Genomic DNA, 16,380 nt, shown 5'->3' on the forward strand with positions numbered 1-16,380 from the left:
AACACCACCTCCAGTCGGGCCCATTGTTCGTCCGTCAGATCTCCACGAGCCATATCAAGACCGTTTCACAGACTTGATCAATATCTCAAACACGCCCTAGTTGGCCAGTGAGCTTTGCACTTGGCCAGTTGAGCGCGAAGGGCGGCGTAGCCGGTTGTGCCGTGACGCGTGAGCTGGAACCTGGCCACGAGGGCTGGCACCCTCGTCGGGTCGGCGATGACACGCTTCCGTCCAGCTGTTTCCTGGCCTGGCAGGTCCCGTGGTGCGGTTCGCGACCGGTTCCAACAAGCGTGACACCTCGCTGCAGGTGCTGGCAGGACTGCCCCGTCGGTTCCAGCCCCGCTGTCCCGCTGGAGGAAGAGGCGCAGGTCACCGTGCCCTTCCGGTTCCAACTAACGTGGCATGGCACAGTCGCAAGATGCGGCAGCCTTCATCAGCGACGCGGCCCCGAACCTCCCTGGTCCGGATGGCTGTAGCGGAGGGATACGTGTCCGGCGGCGACGGATCCGCCGACATCGCCGATGAGTGCGCAGACGATGGTGTCGCGGGCGTCCGGGGTCTGGCTGTGGGAGTGGAGGGCTTCGTCGAGGAGGGCGAAGACGGAGACGCCGGCCAGTGTTCCCACGGTCGAGCTGATGCTCTGCACCGCCGGGGCGGGTGCGCCGAGTTCGGTGGCGACCTCGGCGACCATCCGGGGGTTCGATTCGTGGAGACAGAGCCGGTGCAGGTCGTCGAAGGTGTCCAACCCCAGTGCGGCGAGTCCGCGGCGCGCGGCGAGGGGGACGTGGCTGCGGTAGGCGGCGCCGACGCCGCGTGCTCTGATGACCATGTGGGGGGGGTGTCCGGGTCGGGTGGCATGGTCACGCGCCAGTCCTCCGTCACGGGCCCGGTCTCGAAGTCCTCGACGACCCAGTCCCCGCCGTCGGGGTCTGCGCGTCCCAGAACGATGGCGCCGGCTCCCTCGCCGAAGATCGCCGGGAACAGCCACTGGTCGAGGTCTTCGTTCTGCGGGGCGGGGAAGGGGCTGCGGGTGTGGGCGATGGCGGACAGGTCGCTGCTCGCGGTGACGAAGACCAGGGCGTTCTCGTCGCTCCGGGCCTCTGTGTGGTACAGGAGGTACTCGGCGTGGTTGAGGGCCTCGAACAGCCCCGCGCATCCGGACAGGATGTGCAGTGACGACAGGCCGGGCCTGTGCCATCCGGCGACACGTCGTGCTTCGGCGAGCGCGAACATCAGCCGGTCGTCGCCCGACCAGGACACGTGGATGTGCCCGGCGAGCGAGCCGGGCCGGGTTTCCGGCCGGCGGGAGGGGGCTGTGTAGTCGTCCAGGGCCAGGCGCAGCGCCTGCGTCGTCATCGCGTCGATGTCGGGGTTGAACAGGGGATGAGCGGGTCCGGCTCGGTCGGCGCCGGGAGCACCGGCGAGAGTCAGGGCCGTCAGGGCGTCGGTGGTGTGTGTCGTCGCTACGGACGCGATGCCCAGCTTCTCCCGCAGGAAGGACACGGGGACAACCCCGGCGGCGTCCTGGGGCGCCTTCGCGTGGCGTTTCGGGGCGATGTCCTCCACGAGTTCTTCAGTGGTGACCAGGCGGCCGAAGGGCCGGCCCAGTGGACCGTACCCGGCCGTGATGGCACGCGCGCTTTTCACGGCGAGACAACCCGGAGGCACAGTCGCCCTCCTCGTATCAGAGACCAGGACGGACACCACGGTCAGACTCAGCATGCCGCGCGGGGGCGACAGCCGCACCCGGGGCCTTACCGGGAAGCCGGGTGCGCCCTCCGGGCTGGAATACCCCTGCGGGGATAGGGCCCCGAGGACGTCGAGGACGCCCCGGCCTCCTGATCCCACCGGGCCATGGGGACCGGCCCTGGGCGATGAGCAGTCAAGCAAGGAATCGGACCACTGGTCCGCACGTTCAGCAGCCGTTCAGCAGTGAGGAAAGCACGTGACAACTCTGGGAATCATCGGCAGCGGGCTGATAGGCAGCGCGGTCGCGCGCCTGGCCGTGGCCGCGGGCATGGACGTGGTCGTCGCGAACTCCCGCGGCCCGGAAACCCTGGCCGGGCTCGTCGGCGAGCTGGGGGAGCGGTCGCGGGCCGGCACGGCGCAGGAGGCTGCCGAGGCAGGAGATCACGTCGTGTTGTCCATCCCGCTCGGCGCCTACCGGAACCTCCCGGTGGATGCGTTGGCCGGCAAGGTCGTCCTGGCCACCTCGAACTACTACCCCGCCCGTGACGGGCGGATCGAGGAGTTGGACGAGGAGAAGGTCAGCACCGGCGAGTTCGCCCAACAGAGGCTGGCGGGCGTCAAGTTGGTCAGGGCCTTCAACGACATCGGTTGGACTCACATCCCGCAGCTCGCCCGCCCGGCAGGCGCCGCCGACCGCAGTGCCCTGCCGATCGCCGGGGACGACGCCGGGGCACGGGCCGAGGCCACCGCGCTGATCGGCAAGCTGGGATACGACACGGTGGACGTCGGTGCACTCGCCGACAGCTGGCGCTTCGAGCGGCAGACGCAGGCTTACTCCTTCCCGTACGCCGCCATCCAGGTCGCGAAGGAGGAGGATCTGGTCGAGGCCCCGGTCGCGCCGCTCTCCTCCGCGGCCCTGAAGGTCCTGCTCGACCAGGCCCACCGCCCGCCGGTCGCGGAACTCCCTTACTGAATACGGCGCTTGCCGCTTCTCCCACGGTGAGGGGCATGCCATGCCCCTCACCGTCCGGCCGCGCGGCCCGCATCTCCACCCCGCCGCGCGGACGGCCGCCCCTCAGCACACTCCCCGCCCATTTCACCTATCGACCGGTTTCTGCAAGGAGCACCCCCGTGTCCATCACCACGTCGTCCGCCGCCCGCGCGGCCGAATTCCTGTCCCGCCCCGCCGCGTTGAACGGCCTGACCGTCCCGAACCGCATCGTCATGGCGCCGATGACGCGCCAGTTCTCCCCTGGCGGCGTCCCCGGTGAGGACGTGCGGGCCTACTACACCCGTCGCGCCGCGGCGGGCGTGGGCCTGATCGTCACCGAGGGGACCTACGTCGGCCACGAGTCGGCCGGGCAGAGCGACCGGGTACCGCGGTTTTACGGCGAGGAGCAGCTGGCGGGATGGGCGAAGGTCGCCGAGTCCGTGCACGCGGCGGGCGGCACGATCGTGCCGCAGCTGTGGCACATCGGCATGGTGCGCGAGCAGGGCGATGAGCCCTATCCGGACGCCCCCGCCGTCGGTCCCTCCGGCATCCGCCTCGACGGCACCGGGAACGCCGGGAAGGCGATGACCCGGCGCGACCTGGATGACGTCATCGGCGCCTTCGCCGAGGCCGCCCGACCGCCGAGCGCATCGGCTTCGACGGAGTCGAACTGCACGGCGCCCACGGCTACTTGATCGACCAGTTCCTCTGGGCGCGGACGAACCGGCGCACCGACGCCTACGGCGGCGACGCCGTGGCCCGTACGAAGTTCGCGGCCGAGATCGTCGCCGCGGTCCGCGAGGCCGTCTCCCCGCACTTCCCGGTGATCTTCCGCTACTCGCAGTGGAAGGCCGATGCCTACGACGCCAGGCTCGCCGACACTCCGCAGGAGCTGGAGGCGGTCTTGACCCCGCTCGCGGCAGCCGGCGTCGACGCCTTCCACGCCTCCACCCGCCGCTACTGGCGCCCGGAATTCGACGACTCCGACCTGAACCTGGCGGGCTGGACCAAGAAGCTCACCGGCAGGCCCGCCATCACCGTCGGCTCGGTCGGCCTCGACGGCGACTTCATGCGCGCGTTCGCGGGCGAGGGCGCCCAGCTCGACAGCATCGACAACCTCCTGGACCGCCTGGAGCGCGACGAGTTCGACCTGGTCGCCGTCGGCCGCGCCCTGCTCCAGGACCCGCAGTGGGCGGCGAAGGTCCTGGAGAACCGGTTCGATGAGCTGACGCCGTACGACGCGACGGCGCAGAAGACGCTGAGCTAGGGGCTGTTGTCCGGGCAGGTCGCTCTCGCGGGGTGGAGTGCGGCCTGGCACCTGCTGACGCCTCGGCACACCACCCGCCCGGCCAACGGCTCCTGAACAGCTCACCGCCTTCGCAGCGGTATGCGGTCGAGGTCGTTGCCGACCACCACCCGGCCGGTGAACCCCCGTTGGGCGCGGTGCCGCCAGGAGGCATCCGAGACCAGGAACGAGTCCGCCGGGACGAGGTGGGTGAGCACCAGGGTGGAGACCCCGCAGCGCTCGGCGATCGTCCCGACGCGGGTGACATCGGTGTGCGCGTTGGCGAAGTGTTCGAGCACGGCCTGGCTGTATCCGCTGCTGTTGCGGTAGTGGTCGAGGTCGATGGCCTCGTGGACGAGGATGTCGGCTCCCCGGCCCAACCTGACGAGGTTGTCGGTCGGCGCGGTGTCGCCGGAGAACACCACCGAGCCGTCCGGGGTGTCGAAGCGGTAGGCGAAGGAGGGGTAGACGAGACCGTGCGGCACCAGGACGGCGCTGACCCGCACGGTGCCGTCATCCATGATCGGGAACGGGTCCATGTCAGGGGCTCGGTTGTGCAGCGGATCCGCGCCGATCTCCGGCAGGGCGATCTCGTGTGTCCGCACCGCGCTGCGCGGGTCGTGTGCGCCGGATTCACGGGCGAAGATGTTGCTGCTGTAGGCGCTGGCGTCGATGGATTGCGCTGTCAGGTCCTTGAGCCCGGGGGTGGGGTCGCCAGGGGCGATGGTGGGCACGCTCCCGCCGCCGTGCGCGGGTGGCAATGCGCCTGCGGGACCGGGGCCGTAGACATCGAGGGGAGGGCGAACGGCATCTCCGGCGTCGTTGGGGCCATGGGCGGCGAGCAGAAGGAAATTGGCGTAGTCGGCGATGTGGTCGATGTGCAGGTGGGTGATGAACACGGAGGCGATGTCCCCGAACTCCAGCCCGCTGTGGCCGTACTGGGTGACGGCCGAGCGTCCGCAGTCGATGATGTAGACGCGTCCGCGCACCGACAGTGCCGTGGCCGTTCCGGCGCGCGAGGTGACCGGCGGAGGACCGCCGGCGGTGCCCAGTAGCACGACGGCGGACCGTTCGCGGGGCTCCCGCGCGGACACGGGCACCGCACCCGCGGCGGACTGAGCGCCGAGCGCTGCACCACCGGCAGCGATGGAGGCCACCGAGGCGCCCAGAAGCCGACGTCGGGACACTCCCCGGTCACCATGGGCAGGACGATGCGACACCGTTGAGGGCTCGGCGCCTCTCTGAGGGAACGACATATCTGGGCCTCCCGGGGTGGCTGGGCGGGTCGGCCGAGCATAGATATATCTAAGCGCTTAGGGAAGGGGAGGGTGTCGTCCTCGCCGTATGCCGAATCCGCTGAAGCGGGAACCGGTGGATCCGGCGGCGAGGGATCAGCGGGGTCCGGCCACCGTTGCCGCTGTGGTGTCGGTGAGGAGGAGGTCTTCGTAGGTGTGGTGGTGGCGCGTGGTGGTGCGGTGGTGCAGCAGGTCCGCTGCGCGGGTGTGTTCGCCGGTATCGACGAGGGCGCGGGCAAGGGTGTCCTGGATGATCTCTCGCTCCACCCGTACTCCGCCGATCCGCTCCGCCTTCTCGCCCAGGTCGTTCAGCAGGTCGACCGCGGCGCGGGGGTGGCCCGCGGTGACCTCCGCCAGTGCCTGGACCACGGGGGCCAGGACTTCGCGGTAGTCGGAGCGTTCGTCGGCGGCAGCCCGGCGGGCCAGGGCCTCCAGGTCTTCGGTCGCGGCCTCAACGGCCAGGGCCAGGGCCAGGTTGAAGGTGTGGAAGACCTCCGCCATCCCGCCTGGTGCGGCGAGCAGTTCCCGTACGTGCTCAGGATCGCTGCGGTCGGCCGGTGTCTGCCCGACGAGCAGGAGGCGCCAGTTCGTCGCGGCCCGCATGCCGACGTCCGCACGCGGCAGCGCCGCATCCGCGCGTCGGCGCGCATCCGCGAAGTCGCCGCAGGCGATCGACTGCAACGCGGCATGCCAGCTCAGATGCCGCAACTGCACCGCCTGCGGGTCCGCCGCAAGCCACTCGTCCAGGAACTCGACGCAGGCACGCCCGGACCCCAGCTCGTGCTCGGCGTGTGCGAGCGCGTGCGCGGCCACGCCCGAGCGGGGATACAGGGCCAGCGCCTGCCCGGCCAACTCGTGCGCCTCACGCACCCGGCCCTGCTCCGCCCGGATCGAGGCCAGCCAGCTCGTCCACGGCCAGCGCTCCGGGCCCGCCAGCTCGGCCTGCTGCTCCACCAGGGCATCACCGTGCGCACGGTAGGCGGCGTCCCCGCACCCGGAGAACGCGCCCAGCATGAGCCCGGCCAGCTCATCGGCGGGCCAGCGTGCGAAGTGCCCTACCAGATGATCGGCCGTCAGCCGGTACTGCCGGTGCGTATGGAGGAACACCCCGTACACCAGGCTCGCCTGCCGCTCACCGGTGGCCCGCGCATCCCGGTAGGCGATCGTCAGCTGCTCCTTCAGTACGGTGTCGTCCAGGCGGTCACCGGTCACCAACGTCAGCAGCGCCCGCGCCACACCACAGCCCGGATCCCTGCCCACCCACTCCCGCAGCAGGGGCAGCGCCCGCCCGCTCAGGGCCAGCAGCTCGACCGCCGCCCGGTCTTCCACCGTCACACCCGTTGCCGCCACATTCACCACCATCAGCCGGTAACCCGCCGCTCGCCGATCCCTTCACACACTGGCCCTGAACAGGACGAAGCAGACGACGCCGCTGTTACCGCAATGGTTACGCGGCAGACTCAACGGCAGACCGACGTGATTGCCGCTGACCGCCCCGCTCCCGGCCACCGTGGAGCCCATCGCACGCGCACCACCCTGGTTGACGCACGTGTTGCCGAACGCCGCGTTCCCGATGCCGATGACGTTCGCCTGCGCGGCGTCGGCCGGAAGCAAGGCCGCCCCGGCCACCGCACCCAACACCGCGGCCCGCACCCCCGCACTTACCGCGCCGCCCGTACCCCGCAACTCCACACTCATTGCGTTCCTCCTTCACCTGGGAACCAGATCCCGGACCTGTGACCGACCGGCTACGCACACGGCCGGACGTACCCGGTCGCACTCCACCAACGACAGAACCCGGTTCCCGACACGCGGACGTCACCCGGCCGTGCCGAAGCAACGCGCCCGGAAATCGCACGAGTTGACCATGGTGTGATCTTGAAGCGCTGACGAGCTGAGGTGGTCAGGCTCGGGCCCCTGCGCTGCCGCAGGGGCCGGCCGGTTCAGTGCGCGGGGACGGTGTCCAGGTACGTGGCCAGTTCCCGGCCGATGTGGGCCAGTGGGTCCGGCTGGGTCATGGCGTTGTGTGTACACGCGACGTCGTGGCTTGTGATGCGGCCTGTCACCAGTGGGCGCCACGCCTCGCCGGACGGCGCATGGGCCGGTTTGCCCCGCGTCGCGTGGAAGTACAGGAGGTCCCCGTCGAAGACGCTCTCGGTGAAGGTCGGGAGGAGCTTGACGGTGTTGGTGAACACCTTGGTGGCCGTGGCGCGTTGGCGTTCGCCGAGGGCGGGATGCTCGTTCAGGGAGGCCAGCACGTCGTTGCTGCTGTTGTCCGCGATGCCGGAAGCGGTCGGCGGGCGGCCGGTACGTCCCGGGTCGTGGCCGACGGCTTCGAGAAGCGCGGCGAGGATGTCGTGCTCCTCCAGCGCCGCACCCGTCATTTCGTGTGGGTCGATGGGGCGCGAGTCGAGCATGGACAGGAGGGCCACGCGCTCGCCTGCCCCTTGCAGCCGGGCGGCGATGGTGTGGGCGAGTGCGCCGCCGGATGACCAGCCCAACAGGTGGTAGGGGCCGGTGGGTTGGACGGTGCGGATCTGCTCGACGTAGTCGGCGATCAGCTCATCGAAGGTGGTGGGCAGCGTGCCGGTGCCGGTGAGCGTCAGGCCGCGGGCCTGGAGTCCGTACACCGGGCGGTCAGGTCCGAGGTGGCGGAGCAGCCCGGCGTAGCACCAGCTCAGGCCGCCGGAGGGGTGGACGCAGAACAGGGGTGGCCGGGAGCCGCGGGCGCGCAGCGGCAGGAGCATGCCGAATCCGTCCGACTGGCAGCCGGTCGCGGGCAGCCGGACGAGCCCGGCGACGGTGGGGGCTTCGAAGAGCGCGCCGATGGACAGCTCGGTGCCCAGGGCGGCGCGGATGCGGCTGATGAGCTTGGCCGCCAGCAGGGAGTGTCCGCCGAGGGCGAAGAAGTCGTCGTCGATGCCGACCTGTTGTACGCCCAGGACCTCGGCGAACAGCGCGCAGAGCACTTTCTCCTGCGGGCTGTTCGGCTGTCGGCCGCCGGGGGCCGCAGGGGTTTCGGGGGCGGGCAGGGCGGCGCGGTTGAGCTTGCCGTTCGTGGTCAGCGGCAGTTCCTGGAGGAGGACGAAGGTGCTGGGGACCATGTATGCGGGCAGCCGCGCGGTGGCCCAGGAGCGGAGTGCGGCGATGTCCACCGGGGAGGCGGGGCCGGAGGTGGTGGGGATTGCAGTGCGGGGGGCGGGGACGGGGTGAGGCTCGGCACCGGGGGCGGCGAGGGTGGCTGTGTGGGGTGCCGGAGGGGGCGCGGGCACCACGTACGCGGTCAGGCGCTGATCGCCCGGGGAGTCCTCTCGTACGGCCACCACCGCTTGGGCCACGCACGGATGGCGGGCCAGCGTGGCCTCGATCTCGCCCGGCTCGATCCGGAAGCCGCGGATCTTGACCTGCTCGTCGATGCGGCCGAGGTATTCCAGGACGCCGCCCGCCGTCCAGCGCGCCCGGTCGCCGGTCCGGTACATGCGGGGGCCAGGAGCGCCAGGTCGGCCGTGCGGATCGGTGCGGGGAGGGGCGAAGGGGTTGGCGATGAACCGTTCGGCGGTCAGGGCGGGTTGGTCGAGGTAGCCACGGGCGATCTGGTCACCCGCCAGATACAGCTCGCCCGGCACGCCGGGCGGCATCGGATTGAGCAGGCTGTCCAGCACGTACGCCTGGATGTTGTGGCCGGGACGCCCGATGACCGGGCGGTCGCCGTGGTCGGCGAGGCGGCAATAGACCGCGTCGACGGTGCATTCGGTGGGCCCGTAGTAGTTGTACGCGTTCGTGCCGGGCTGGGCGCGCAGGGTCTCCCACAACGCGGGGTCGATGGCCTCGCCGCCCACCATGAGGACCCCAGGCCGGTGCCGGTCGCCGGTGAACAGCCCGTCGGCGATGAGCTGATGGAGGTAGCTGGGGGTGAGGTCGAGGAAGTCGATGCGCTGCTTGGCGATGTAGTCGACGAGGGCCGGCGGGTCGATGCGTACGGCATCCTCGACGAGGTGCAGTTCCTGGCCGGCAGCCAGGAACAGCATGCCTACCCAGGCGGTGTCGAAGGAGAAGGCGGCGGTCAGCGCGGCGCGCAGCCGGCGGCCTGCCGCGGCGGCCTCAGGACCGATCAGTTCGGCCTCGTGATCGAAGAAGAGGTTGGTCATCTGACGGTGTTCGATGACCACGCCCTTAGGGCGGCCGGTGGAACCGGAGGTGTAGCTCACATACACGGGGTGGTCCGGCGACAGGGGGGCCGGGCGGTCGGCGTCGGTGGGGTCGGTATCCGGCCGGTGTTCGAGCGTACGGAGTGCGGCCGGATCGTCGAGCGGCAGTGTGTCGGTGTCGGCGGGCAGGCGTCGGGCGGTGGCGGTGGTGGTGAGTACGCACCGCGGGCGGGTGTCGGCGAGCAGGAAGCGGATGCGCTCGGCCGGCAGGTCCGGGGCGATCGGTACGGACGCCGCACCCGTCTTGAGCACGGCCAGCAGGCCGACGAGGTAGTCGGCCGAGCGCGGCAGGGCGAGCGCCACGAACGTCTCGGGTCCTGCGCCGCGTTCGAGCAGCGTGTGTGCCAGCCGGTTGGCGCGCGCGTTGAGTTCGGCGTAGGAAAGCATGAGGTCGCCGCAGACCAGCGCGGTGGCGGCGGGTGTGCTGCGGGCCTGTGCCCGGAAAATTTCCGGCAGTGTCGTGGCAGGCACCGTGCGGGCGGTGTCGTTCCAGCCGGTCGTCACCTGATGGCGTTCGGCGGCCGACAGGAGGTCGATGCCGCCGACGGGCTGTCCTGGCTCGGTGGCGGCGAGGGTCTCCAGCAGGGCCAGGAAGCGGCGGTGGTGGGCGGCGGTGGCCTCGGCGTCGTAGAGGGCGGGGTCGGCGTTGAAATCGATGCGCAGCGAGCCGTCCGCGGTCCGTTCGTAGACGTTGACGCCGAGGCCGGTGACCGGTCCGTTGGAGAGGTTGTGCAGCATGGCCGGATGCGGACCGAAGCTCAACGGCGGGTCGTATCCCATGATGTTGATGCCCCAGTCGCCCAGATAGCCGCCGGCAGGCACGAATCCCAGGTCCTGGGCGAGGTGCTGCGACGGATAGCGCTGATGGCGCAGCAGGCCGCGGGCCCGCTCGGAGGTGCGGCGTACGAGCTCGCGCACGCTCGTGTCAGGGCCGAGCTCCACGTGCAGCGGCAGGATGTTGGCCAGCATGGCCGGCACGCCGCGGGCCACCGTGCCGGAGCGGCCCGTCACCGTCAGGTCCAGCATCACGCCGGTGGTGCCGCTCATGCGGTGCACGTACAGGGCCAGTGCCGCCATGGCCACCGCGGGCAGTCCTGACCTGCACTGCCGTGCCAGCGCCCGCAGCGCGTCGGCGGCGGGCGCAGGGACGTACCCGGTTTCGCGTACGAAGCCGTGCGGGACCGAAGGCCGTCGGTCCGACAGAGCCGCGGTGGCGGGACGGTCGGCCAGTCGGGCGGCCCAGTAATCGCGGTCACAGGTGAACCGCTCGGACGTCTGGTACGCGGCCTCGTCGGCCAGCAGCTCTACCAGGGAGCCCAGGCGGCTTGGCGGGCACTCCTGGCCGGCCTCAAGGGCGGTGTACAGCTCGGCGACGCGCTGGATGAACAGGGAGAAGCCGTAGCCGTCCAGCAGGATGTGATGGATGCTCAGGTACAGCACGCAGTGGTCGTCGGGCAGTTGCAGCACCGCGAAGCTGAAGAGCGGACCGCGGCGCAGGTCGACCGGCCGGCGCAGGTCGGCCCACATCCATTGCCGGGCCCTGGTCCAGGGGTCGGGGGCCGCTGCCGGCGGCTCGATGACGGGGTGGCCGGTCGGCCCGCCGGCCGGATCGGCTTCCGGGGCACTCGACGGGCCGGTCGACGGGCCGGTCGGGCCGGTCGGTTCGGTGGTGCCGCGCAGGTCCACCACCGGCAGCGACCAGTCCAGCGAACGGTCGACCACCTGCCGGATGCCGCCCTCGTCGTCCGTCTCGAAGCGGACCTGCAACGCCTCGGTATCGGTCACGGCGCGGCGCAGCGCGGCGCGAAGTACGCTCAAGTCCACCGGGCCGTGGATGTCCACGTACTCGGCGGCACGGTAGATGGGGTTCTCCGCATCCACCTGCTGGGAGAACCACACGCCCGTCTGCGCGACGGTCAGCGGCAACCAGCGATCACAGTTGCCGGACTTCCTGTTCATGCTTGCCGTCTCCTGACGAAGGTCCTTCTGCTCAACGGCAACCGGGTTGGTGGCTCGTCTGCACTCTCGGTCGCGACTCACCCGCTGCACAGGGTCAACGAGCCAACAGGGCTGATGTATCGGTTCATCGGGAAAAATGTCTGCGCGGGTGCGATGGATCCGGAGTGCGTGGGGGAGCGGGCAACTCCGCGTCAGGGAACGGGAAATCGGCACACAAGGTGCGGGCGGCTCCGGTCCGTCGGCCCCTGATGCCTCCGCGTGTGCGTAGAGAACAAGCCAACCGCGCGGCGGCGCAGCATGCCCACCGTCCTTCGGGGCACGGTTGGCTTCGTGCGGATAACGACAGACGAGGACGAGGCGGACGGCTTCACTGTGCTGTCGGCGCAGCTGACCGGGTTCGACGGCGCGCACCTTCGCGCGACGGGGCTCGTCGATGTGTACCGGGCCGTGGCGGTGGAACAGCTCGGGGCTGACCTCTTCGGGCGGCTGCTGTGCGAGCGGGGCCGTCCTGCGCGGGATCTGGACGGCGACCTGCTGGACGCCGCCCGTGCCGTAACGTTCCTGTGGTACACGGGCAGCTGGCCAGGTCCGCCGCCGTTCGTGGTGTCGCCGCGCGCCTACGCCCAGGGGCTCGCCTGGACGGCGGCCGGGCTCGTGGCCCCCGCCACCGCACCTGCCGGGTACGGCAGTTGGGCCGAGCGGCCGGCCGAGGTGAGGGGCCTGTGACCCGGTACGACGTGATCGTCGTGGGGGCGGGTGCGGCGGGTTCGCTGGTTGCGGAGCGACTCGGGCGGCGCGGTCGCCGAGTCCTGGTTCTGGAGGCCGGAGCGAATGCCGCTGATCCCGGGCAGGGCGACCCGGACCCGCTCACCACCTACTTGACGGCGTCCGCGAAAGTGCCGGGCTCCGCCTACCGGCCCCAGCCCGCCGCGCCCTGGCCCGAAGTGACCGACGTCGTCGGCACGGACGGCGCGCCCGGCTTCCGAGCGGCCGGCCATCTGCTCCAGAACGGCCCGCTGCCGTACGCCAGCGGCTACGTCCGTGTCAACGGCGGCACCGGCAACGTATGGACCGGACTGGCGCCGCGCATGCTGCCGGAGGACTTCGACACCGAAGCCTTCGGATACGGCCGGCGCTGGCCGCTCACGTATGACGATCTGGAGCCCTACTACCGTGCGGCCGAAGAGGAGTTGGGCGTGGCGGCCGACGCCGACGAGCAGCGCGCGCACGCGGGGCTGCCGCTCCCCGACGGCTACGTCTTCCCCATGCGGCCCCTGCCCGCCAGCTACCTGGACCGGGTCATCGCGGCACGCCTCGACGGGCGGCGCGTCAAGGACCCCGTCGCCCTGAGCGAGGCGGCGCTGCGTGTGGTCGGCACCCCGCACGCCCGCAACGGCATCCCCGATCCCGCCTACGACCACGGACGCGGCTACGTTCCGCGCGGGGCGCACGGGCGGCCGGATCCGGCCAGCCGGTGCCTGGGCAACGCTTCGTGCATTCCGCACTGCCCCTCCCACGCGAAGTACACCCCGCTCAAGACGCAGGGGCGCTGGAGCACTTCGGTCTCGCTCCGGGACCGGGCCGTCGTCAGCCGCGTCCTCGTCGACGGGAGCGGCCGGGCCACGGGCGTGGAGTACCGGTCGTACGACGGCACGGTGGCCACGGCCCGCGCCGATGTCGTCGTGCTCGCCGCGCACGCCATCGAGAACGCCCGGCTGCTCCTCCTGTCCCGGCTCGCCGACCGCAGTGGCCAGGTCGGCCGCAACCTGATGGACCACCCGGTCCTGCTGACCTGGGGCAGGTTGCCGCAGGCCGTCGGCCCCTACCGCGGGCCCGGCTCCACCTCCGGCTTCGAGGGCTTCCGCACCGGCCCCGGGCGCCGGCTGCGGGCGCCGTTCCGTATCGAGATCGGGAACTGGGGATGGGTCTGGGCCAAGGGATCCGTCGAGGAGGATGTGGCTCAACTCATCTCTGAGGACGGGCTTTTCGGGGCGGAGCTGCGGCGTGCCGTCGGCGATCGGGTCGGCCGCCAGTTCACCCTGCAGTTCGAGATGGAGCAGGGCGCCGACCCCGCCAACCGCGTCACGCTCCACCCGCACGCGCGCGACCCGCTCGGCTTGCCCCGGCCCCTGGTCACGTACGACCTCGCAGACCACATCAAGGACGGCATGGCCGCCGCCCGCGCGGTCTCCGACCAGATCTTCGCGCTGCTCGGCGCCGATGACCACACCGACTACGCGCCCGCGGCGGCCTGGCCCGGCCGCTTCACCCACGGCGGCCGTACCTACGGCTACCGCGGCGCGGGGCACGCCGCCGGCACCCACATCATGGGCGACTCCCCGGCCACCTCGGTGGTCGACTCATGGCAGCGCTGCTGGGACCACCCCGGCCTGTACGCCGTCGGCTGCGGCAGCATGCCGTCGGTCGCCACCGCCAACCCGACCCTGACCATGGCGGCCCTCGCCCTGCGCAGTGCCGAACGCATCGAGGCCGACCTCGTCGCACGCGACCGCCCCGCCCCTCTCACCCCGAGCACCCCAGGAGCGCCCGCATGAGTCCGCTGCCCTTGCCGCCGGTACCGGAGCCCTTCCAACTGCCGTTCCACTACGGGGCCTTGCATCACCTCGGCGTCGACTGGCTGGTCGCTCCAGGGCCGGTCGGTGAACTGCTCGCCAAGCACCACCCCGGCCTGTCCGCGGCCGAGTTCGACGGACAGGCGCTGGTGTCGTTCAACTACCAGCTGTACTTCGCGCAGTACGCGTTCGGCGGCGGCGTCACCCAGGAGATCGAGTACAACGTCATCGCCTTCCCGACCGCCGAGAGCGACCGGATCCCGCGGCTGACCTACGCGCAGTACGCGCAGGGCTGGGACCAGACGAAACTGCTCGGCATCGCCCGCATCCACGTCCTGTGCGACAACCCGTACGCCATCAGCGCCGGGCGCGCACTGTACGCGGAACCGAAGTACCCCGGCTGGTTCGAGGTCGGCCTGCCCTCTCTGAACGGCCCCGCGGGCGAGACGTGGACCGTGCACGGCAAGGCGGCCGACGTCGGCCAGGACGAAGCCCTGGAGAAGAGCGAGACCCCGTTGTTCTCCCTCACGGCCGCGCTGGACGACATCGCCGCAGCCCCCGCCAACAACACCCCCATCACGGGCTACGGCACCTGCCAGGACGGTCGCGTACTCGCCGGCCCCATGAACGTCTACCAGCCCTACCGCTGGTACGACCTCAGCGCCCCGGAGCACACCGACCGCGTAAGCCTGACCGTCCACGCCCCGGACAGCGACCTCGGCCGGGATATCGGCTCACTCGTCGCCGACACCCCGGCCGCCGGTGCCTGGAGCTACCAGTCACCCCCGGTCGCCGCTCACAACCGCCCCTACTTCCTGCCGTCCCGGCCTCCCGCCGGCTGATGACCGTGGGTGCGGGTGCCGTCGAACGGGAAGGGGCCGGTGCCCTGGACGGTGATGTCGCCGGCGATCGAGTCGCCGTCGACGGTGCCGTTGCAGGATATTTCCAGGCGTACGGGTTCGGTCATGACGGATGTGTAGGAGAACCGTGGTCCGTCGGCGGTGCCGTCGGTGACGGTCGTGGTGATGCCGTTGCTCCGGTTGGCCGCCGACCCGGTGATCCGGCCGTCGCGCACCTCCATGACCAGGGTGAGGTCCTGGTCGCCTGACGGGTGGTGGAAGGCGAGGTCCCAGGTTCTCGCGGGTGTTCCGCCCGCGCCCTTCGCCGCGGGGGCGGGACGGGTGCCCGGCGCCGCGGCGGGCACCTCGCCGAAGGCGGGCCGTCCGGGTTCGGGCTGGATACCGGCCGAGTTCAAGAAGCCCGCCATCATCCGGTAGTAGCCCACGAGCAGGCAGAACTCGATGATCTCCGCGTCGTCGCGGGTGGCCCGCAGCGCCGCCCAGGTGCCATCGGACACGCAGTCGTCGGCGCACAACTCGTCCACCGTGCGCAGCAGGGCCGCATCCGCTTCGGGCCAGGACGCCTCCGGGTCGTTCACCGCGCGGATCTCCGCCTCACTCACGCCTGCTCCCAGCGCGCCCAGCGTGTGGTTCGCCCACTCGTATGCCGCCCCGGTCCGCAGCGCGACGCGCAGGATCGCCAGTTCGCGGTCGCGGGGTGAGGTCCGTTCGGAGAACAGCAGCGCCTGGCCGAGCGGGCCCATCGCCGTGACCAGGTCGTCGCGGTGTACGAGCGTGCGGATGACGGTGGAGGCCCCGATTCCGGCCAGGGCGCGCTGCGCCTGGGTCATGTCGTCGAGGGCGAGCGGGAGGATGCGGGGTTCGGTGGGGCGGTTGGTGAGGTCGCGGCCGATGCGTGCGGTCGTGGTCACGTCGTCTCCTTCGGCGATCAGCGGTCGTGATCAGGGAGGTAGGGCGCGAGTGTCCGCCCGACCGCGTCCAGCGCCTCGTCGGCGATCGGCCGTTCGGCGGCGAACGACCAGACGAGGCAGGCGCCGACGAGGCAGTGCTGTAGCTGGCGGGCCAGACCGGCGGGGTCGGAGCAGGTGATCTCGCCGTTGGCGTGGGCAAGTTCGAGCAGCGTGGTCGTGTGCCGCACTCCTGCTACGAACCGTTCCCGCGTCATCCGCTGGAGGTCGGAGTCCTGTCCGGCTTCGGTGAGTGGTGACATCGCGTGGCGCATCTGCTCCGGCGTCTCGACGAATGCGACGGACCGGCGGACCATCGCGCGCAGGGCGTCGAGCGCGGACCCGTCGTGTGGTGGGTCGTCCCCGCCCGGCTTGAGCTGCTCGGTGTGCCGGTCGTAGAAAGCGGCGAACAACTCACGCTTGGCGCCGAACCGTTGCCGCAGCGCCGCCGGGGTGACCCCGAGCTCGGCGGCGATCTCGCTCATGGTCATGCGCGCCCAGCCGACGCGGAGCAGCACCGTGCCCATCGCGGCGAACACGGCCTCGTCCTCGACCTGACGGGGGCGGCCCACT

11 protein-coding genes and 1 pseudogene are annotated in these 16,380 nt (G+C 71.1%); 5 read left to right on the plus strand and 7 right to left on the minus strand.

The genetic code is table 11. The features are described 5' to 3' along the window. Positions 1 to 433 precede the first annotated feature (433 nt). Positions 434 to 829, minus strand: coding sequence for a 3-oxoacyl-[acyl-carrier-protein] synthase III C-terminal domain-containing protein (locus ACGFNI_RS26045; protein ID WP_393687071.1), 396 nt, complete (start codon positions 827 to 829; stop codon positions 434 to 436). Positions 830 to 1,945: 1,116 nt separating this feature from the next. On the opposite strand from ACGFNI_RS26045, the gene ACGFNI_RS26050 reads away from it, so the two are divergent. Then, positions 1,946 to 2,662: an NADPH-dependent F420 reductase gene (locus ACGFNI_RS26050; protein WP_393687072.1), complete on the plus strand. Its 717-nt coding sequence runs from the start codon at positions 1,946 to 1,948 to the stop codon at positions 2,660 to 2,662. 158 nt (positions 2,663 to 2,820) lie between these two features. Next, positions 2,821 to 3,947, plus strand: a pseudogene (locus ACGFNI_RS26055) (NADH:flavin oxidoreductase). 101 nt (positions 3,948 to 4,048) lie between these two features. Here ACGFNI_RS26055 and ACGFNI_RS26060 read toward each other — a convergent pair. From ACGFNI_RS26060 to ACGFNI_RS26075, 4 genes are all read right to left on the minus strand, one after another. Continuing rightward, complete coding sequence (locus ACGFNI_RS26060) at positions 4,049 to 5,059, minus strand: MBL fold metallo-hydrolase (protein WP_393687073.1); 1,011 nt, start codon at positions 5,057 to 5,059, stop codon at positions 4,049 to 4,051. Between the two features lie 297 nt (positions 5,060 to 5,356). Next, the gene (locus ACGFNI_RS26065; RefSeq protein WP_393687074.1) at positions 5,357 to 6,610 is read right to left on the minus strand and encodes a hypothetical protein; all 1,254 of its coding nucleotides are present in this window, start codon (positions 6,608 to 6,610) and stop codon (positions 5,357 to 5,359) included. A 42-nt stretch (positions 6,611 to 6,652) separates the two neighbouring features. Next, positions 6,653 to 6,958, minus strand: a complete 306-nt coding sequence (locus tag ACGFNI_RS26070; protein WP_393687075.1) for a chaplin family protein — start codon at positions 6,956 to 6,958, stop codon at positions 6,653 to 6,655. A 245-nt stretch (positions 6,959 to 7,203) separates the two neighbouring features. Further along, on the minus strand, positions 7,204 to 11,427 hold the full coding sequence (locus tag ACGFNI_RS26075) for an amino acid adenylation domain-containing protein (protein ID WP_393687076.1): 4,224 nt from the start codon (positions 11,425 to 11,427) through the stop codon (positions 7,204 to 7,206). Between the two features lie 330 nt (positions 11,428 to 11,757). Between ACGFNI_RS26075 and ACGFNI_RS26080 the strand changes: the two genes are divergently transcribed. From ACGFNI_RS26080 to ACGFNI_RS26090, 3 genes are read left to right on the plus strand one after another with little or no spacing between them, the layout of a single operon-like run. Beyond that, positions 11,758 to 12,153, plus strand: coding sequence for a hypothetical protein (locus tag ACGFNI_RS26080; RefSeq protein WP_393687077.1), 396 nt, complete (start codon positions 11,758 to 11,760; stop codon positions 12,151 to 12,153). Further along, a complete protein-coding gene (locus tag ACGFNI_RS26085; protein ID WP_393687078.1) occupies positions 12,150 to 13,982 on the plus strand; it encodes a GMC oxidoreductase in 1,833 nt (610 codons plus the stop codon). Before ACGFNI_RS26080 ends, ACGFNI_RS26085 begins: the two co-directional genes overlap by 4 nt. Then, the gene (locus ACGFNI_RS26090; protein ID WP_393687079.1) at positions 13,979 to 14,842 is read left to right on the plus strand and encodes a hypothetical protein; all 864 of its coding nucleotides are present in this window, start codon (positions 13,979 to 13,981) and stop codon (positions 14,840 to 14,842) included. Before ACGFNI_RS26085 ends, ACGFNI_RS26090 begins: the two co-directional genes overlap by 4 nt. On the opposite strand, the gene ACGFNI_RS26095 is transcribed toward ACGFNI_RS26090, so the two are convergent. Both ACGFNI_RS26095 and ACGFNI_RS26100 read right to left on the minus strand, forming a co-directional pair. Next, a complete protein-coding gene (locus ACGFNI_RS26095) occupies positions 14,809 to 15,771 on the minus strand; it encodes a carboxymuconolactone decarboxylase family protein (RefSeq protein ID WP_393687080.1) in 963 nt (320 codons plus the stop codon). The genes ACGFNI_RS26090 and ACGFNI_RS26095 overlap by 34 nt on opposite strands. A 17-nt stretch (positions 15,772 to 15,788) precedes the next feature. Further along, positions 15,789 to 16,379 (minus strand): TetR/AcrR family transcriptional regulator, encoded by a 591-nt coding sequence (locus ACGFNI_RS26100; RefSeq protein WP_393687081.1) that lies wholly within the window; start codon positions 16,377 to 16,379, stop codon positions 15,789 to 15,791. Position 16,380: the final 1 nt, after the last annotated feature.

The sequence above is a fragment of the Streptomyces sp. NPDC048644 genome (genome assembly GCF_043199105.1).
GTDB lineage: Bacteria > Actinomycetota > Actinomycetes > Streptomycetales > Streptomycetaceae > Streptomyces.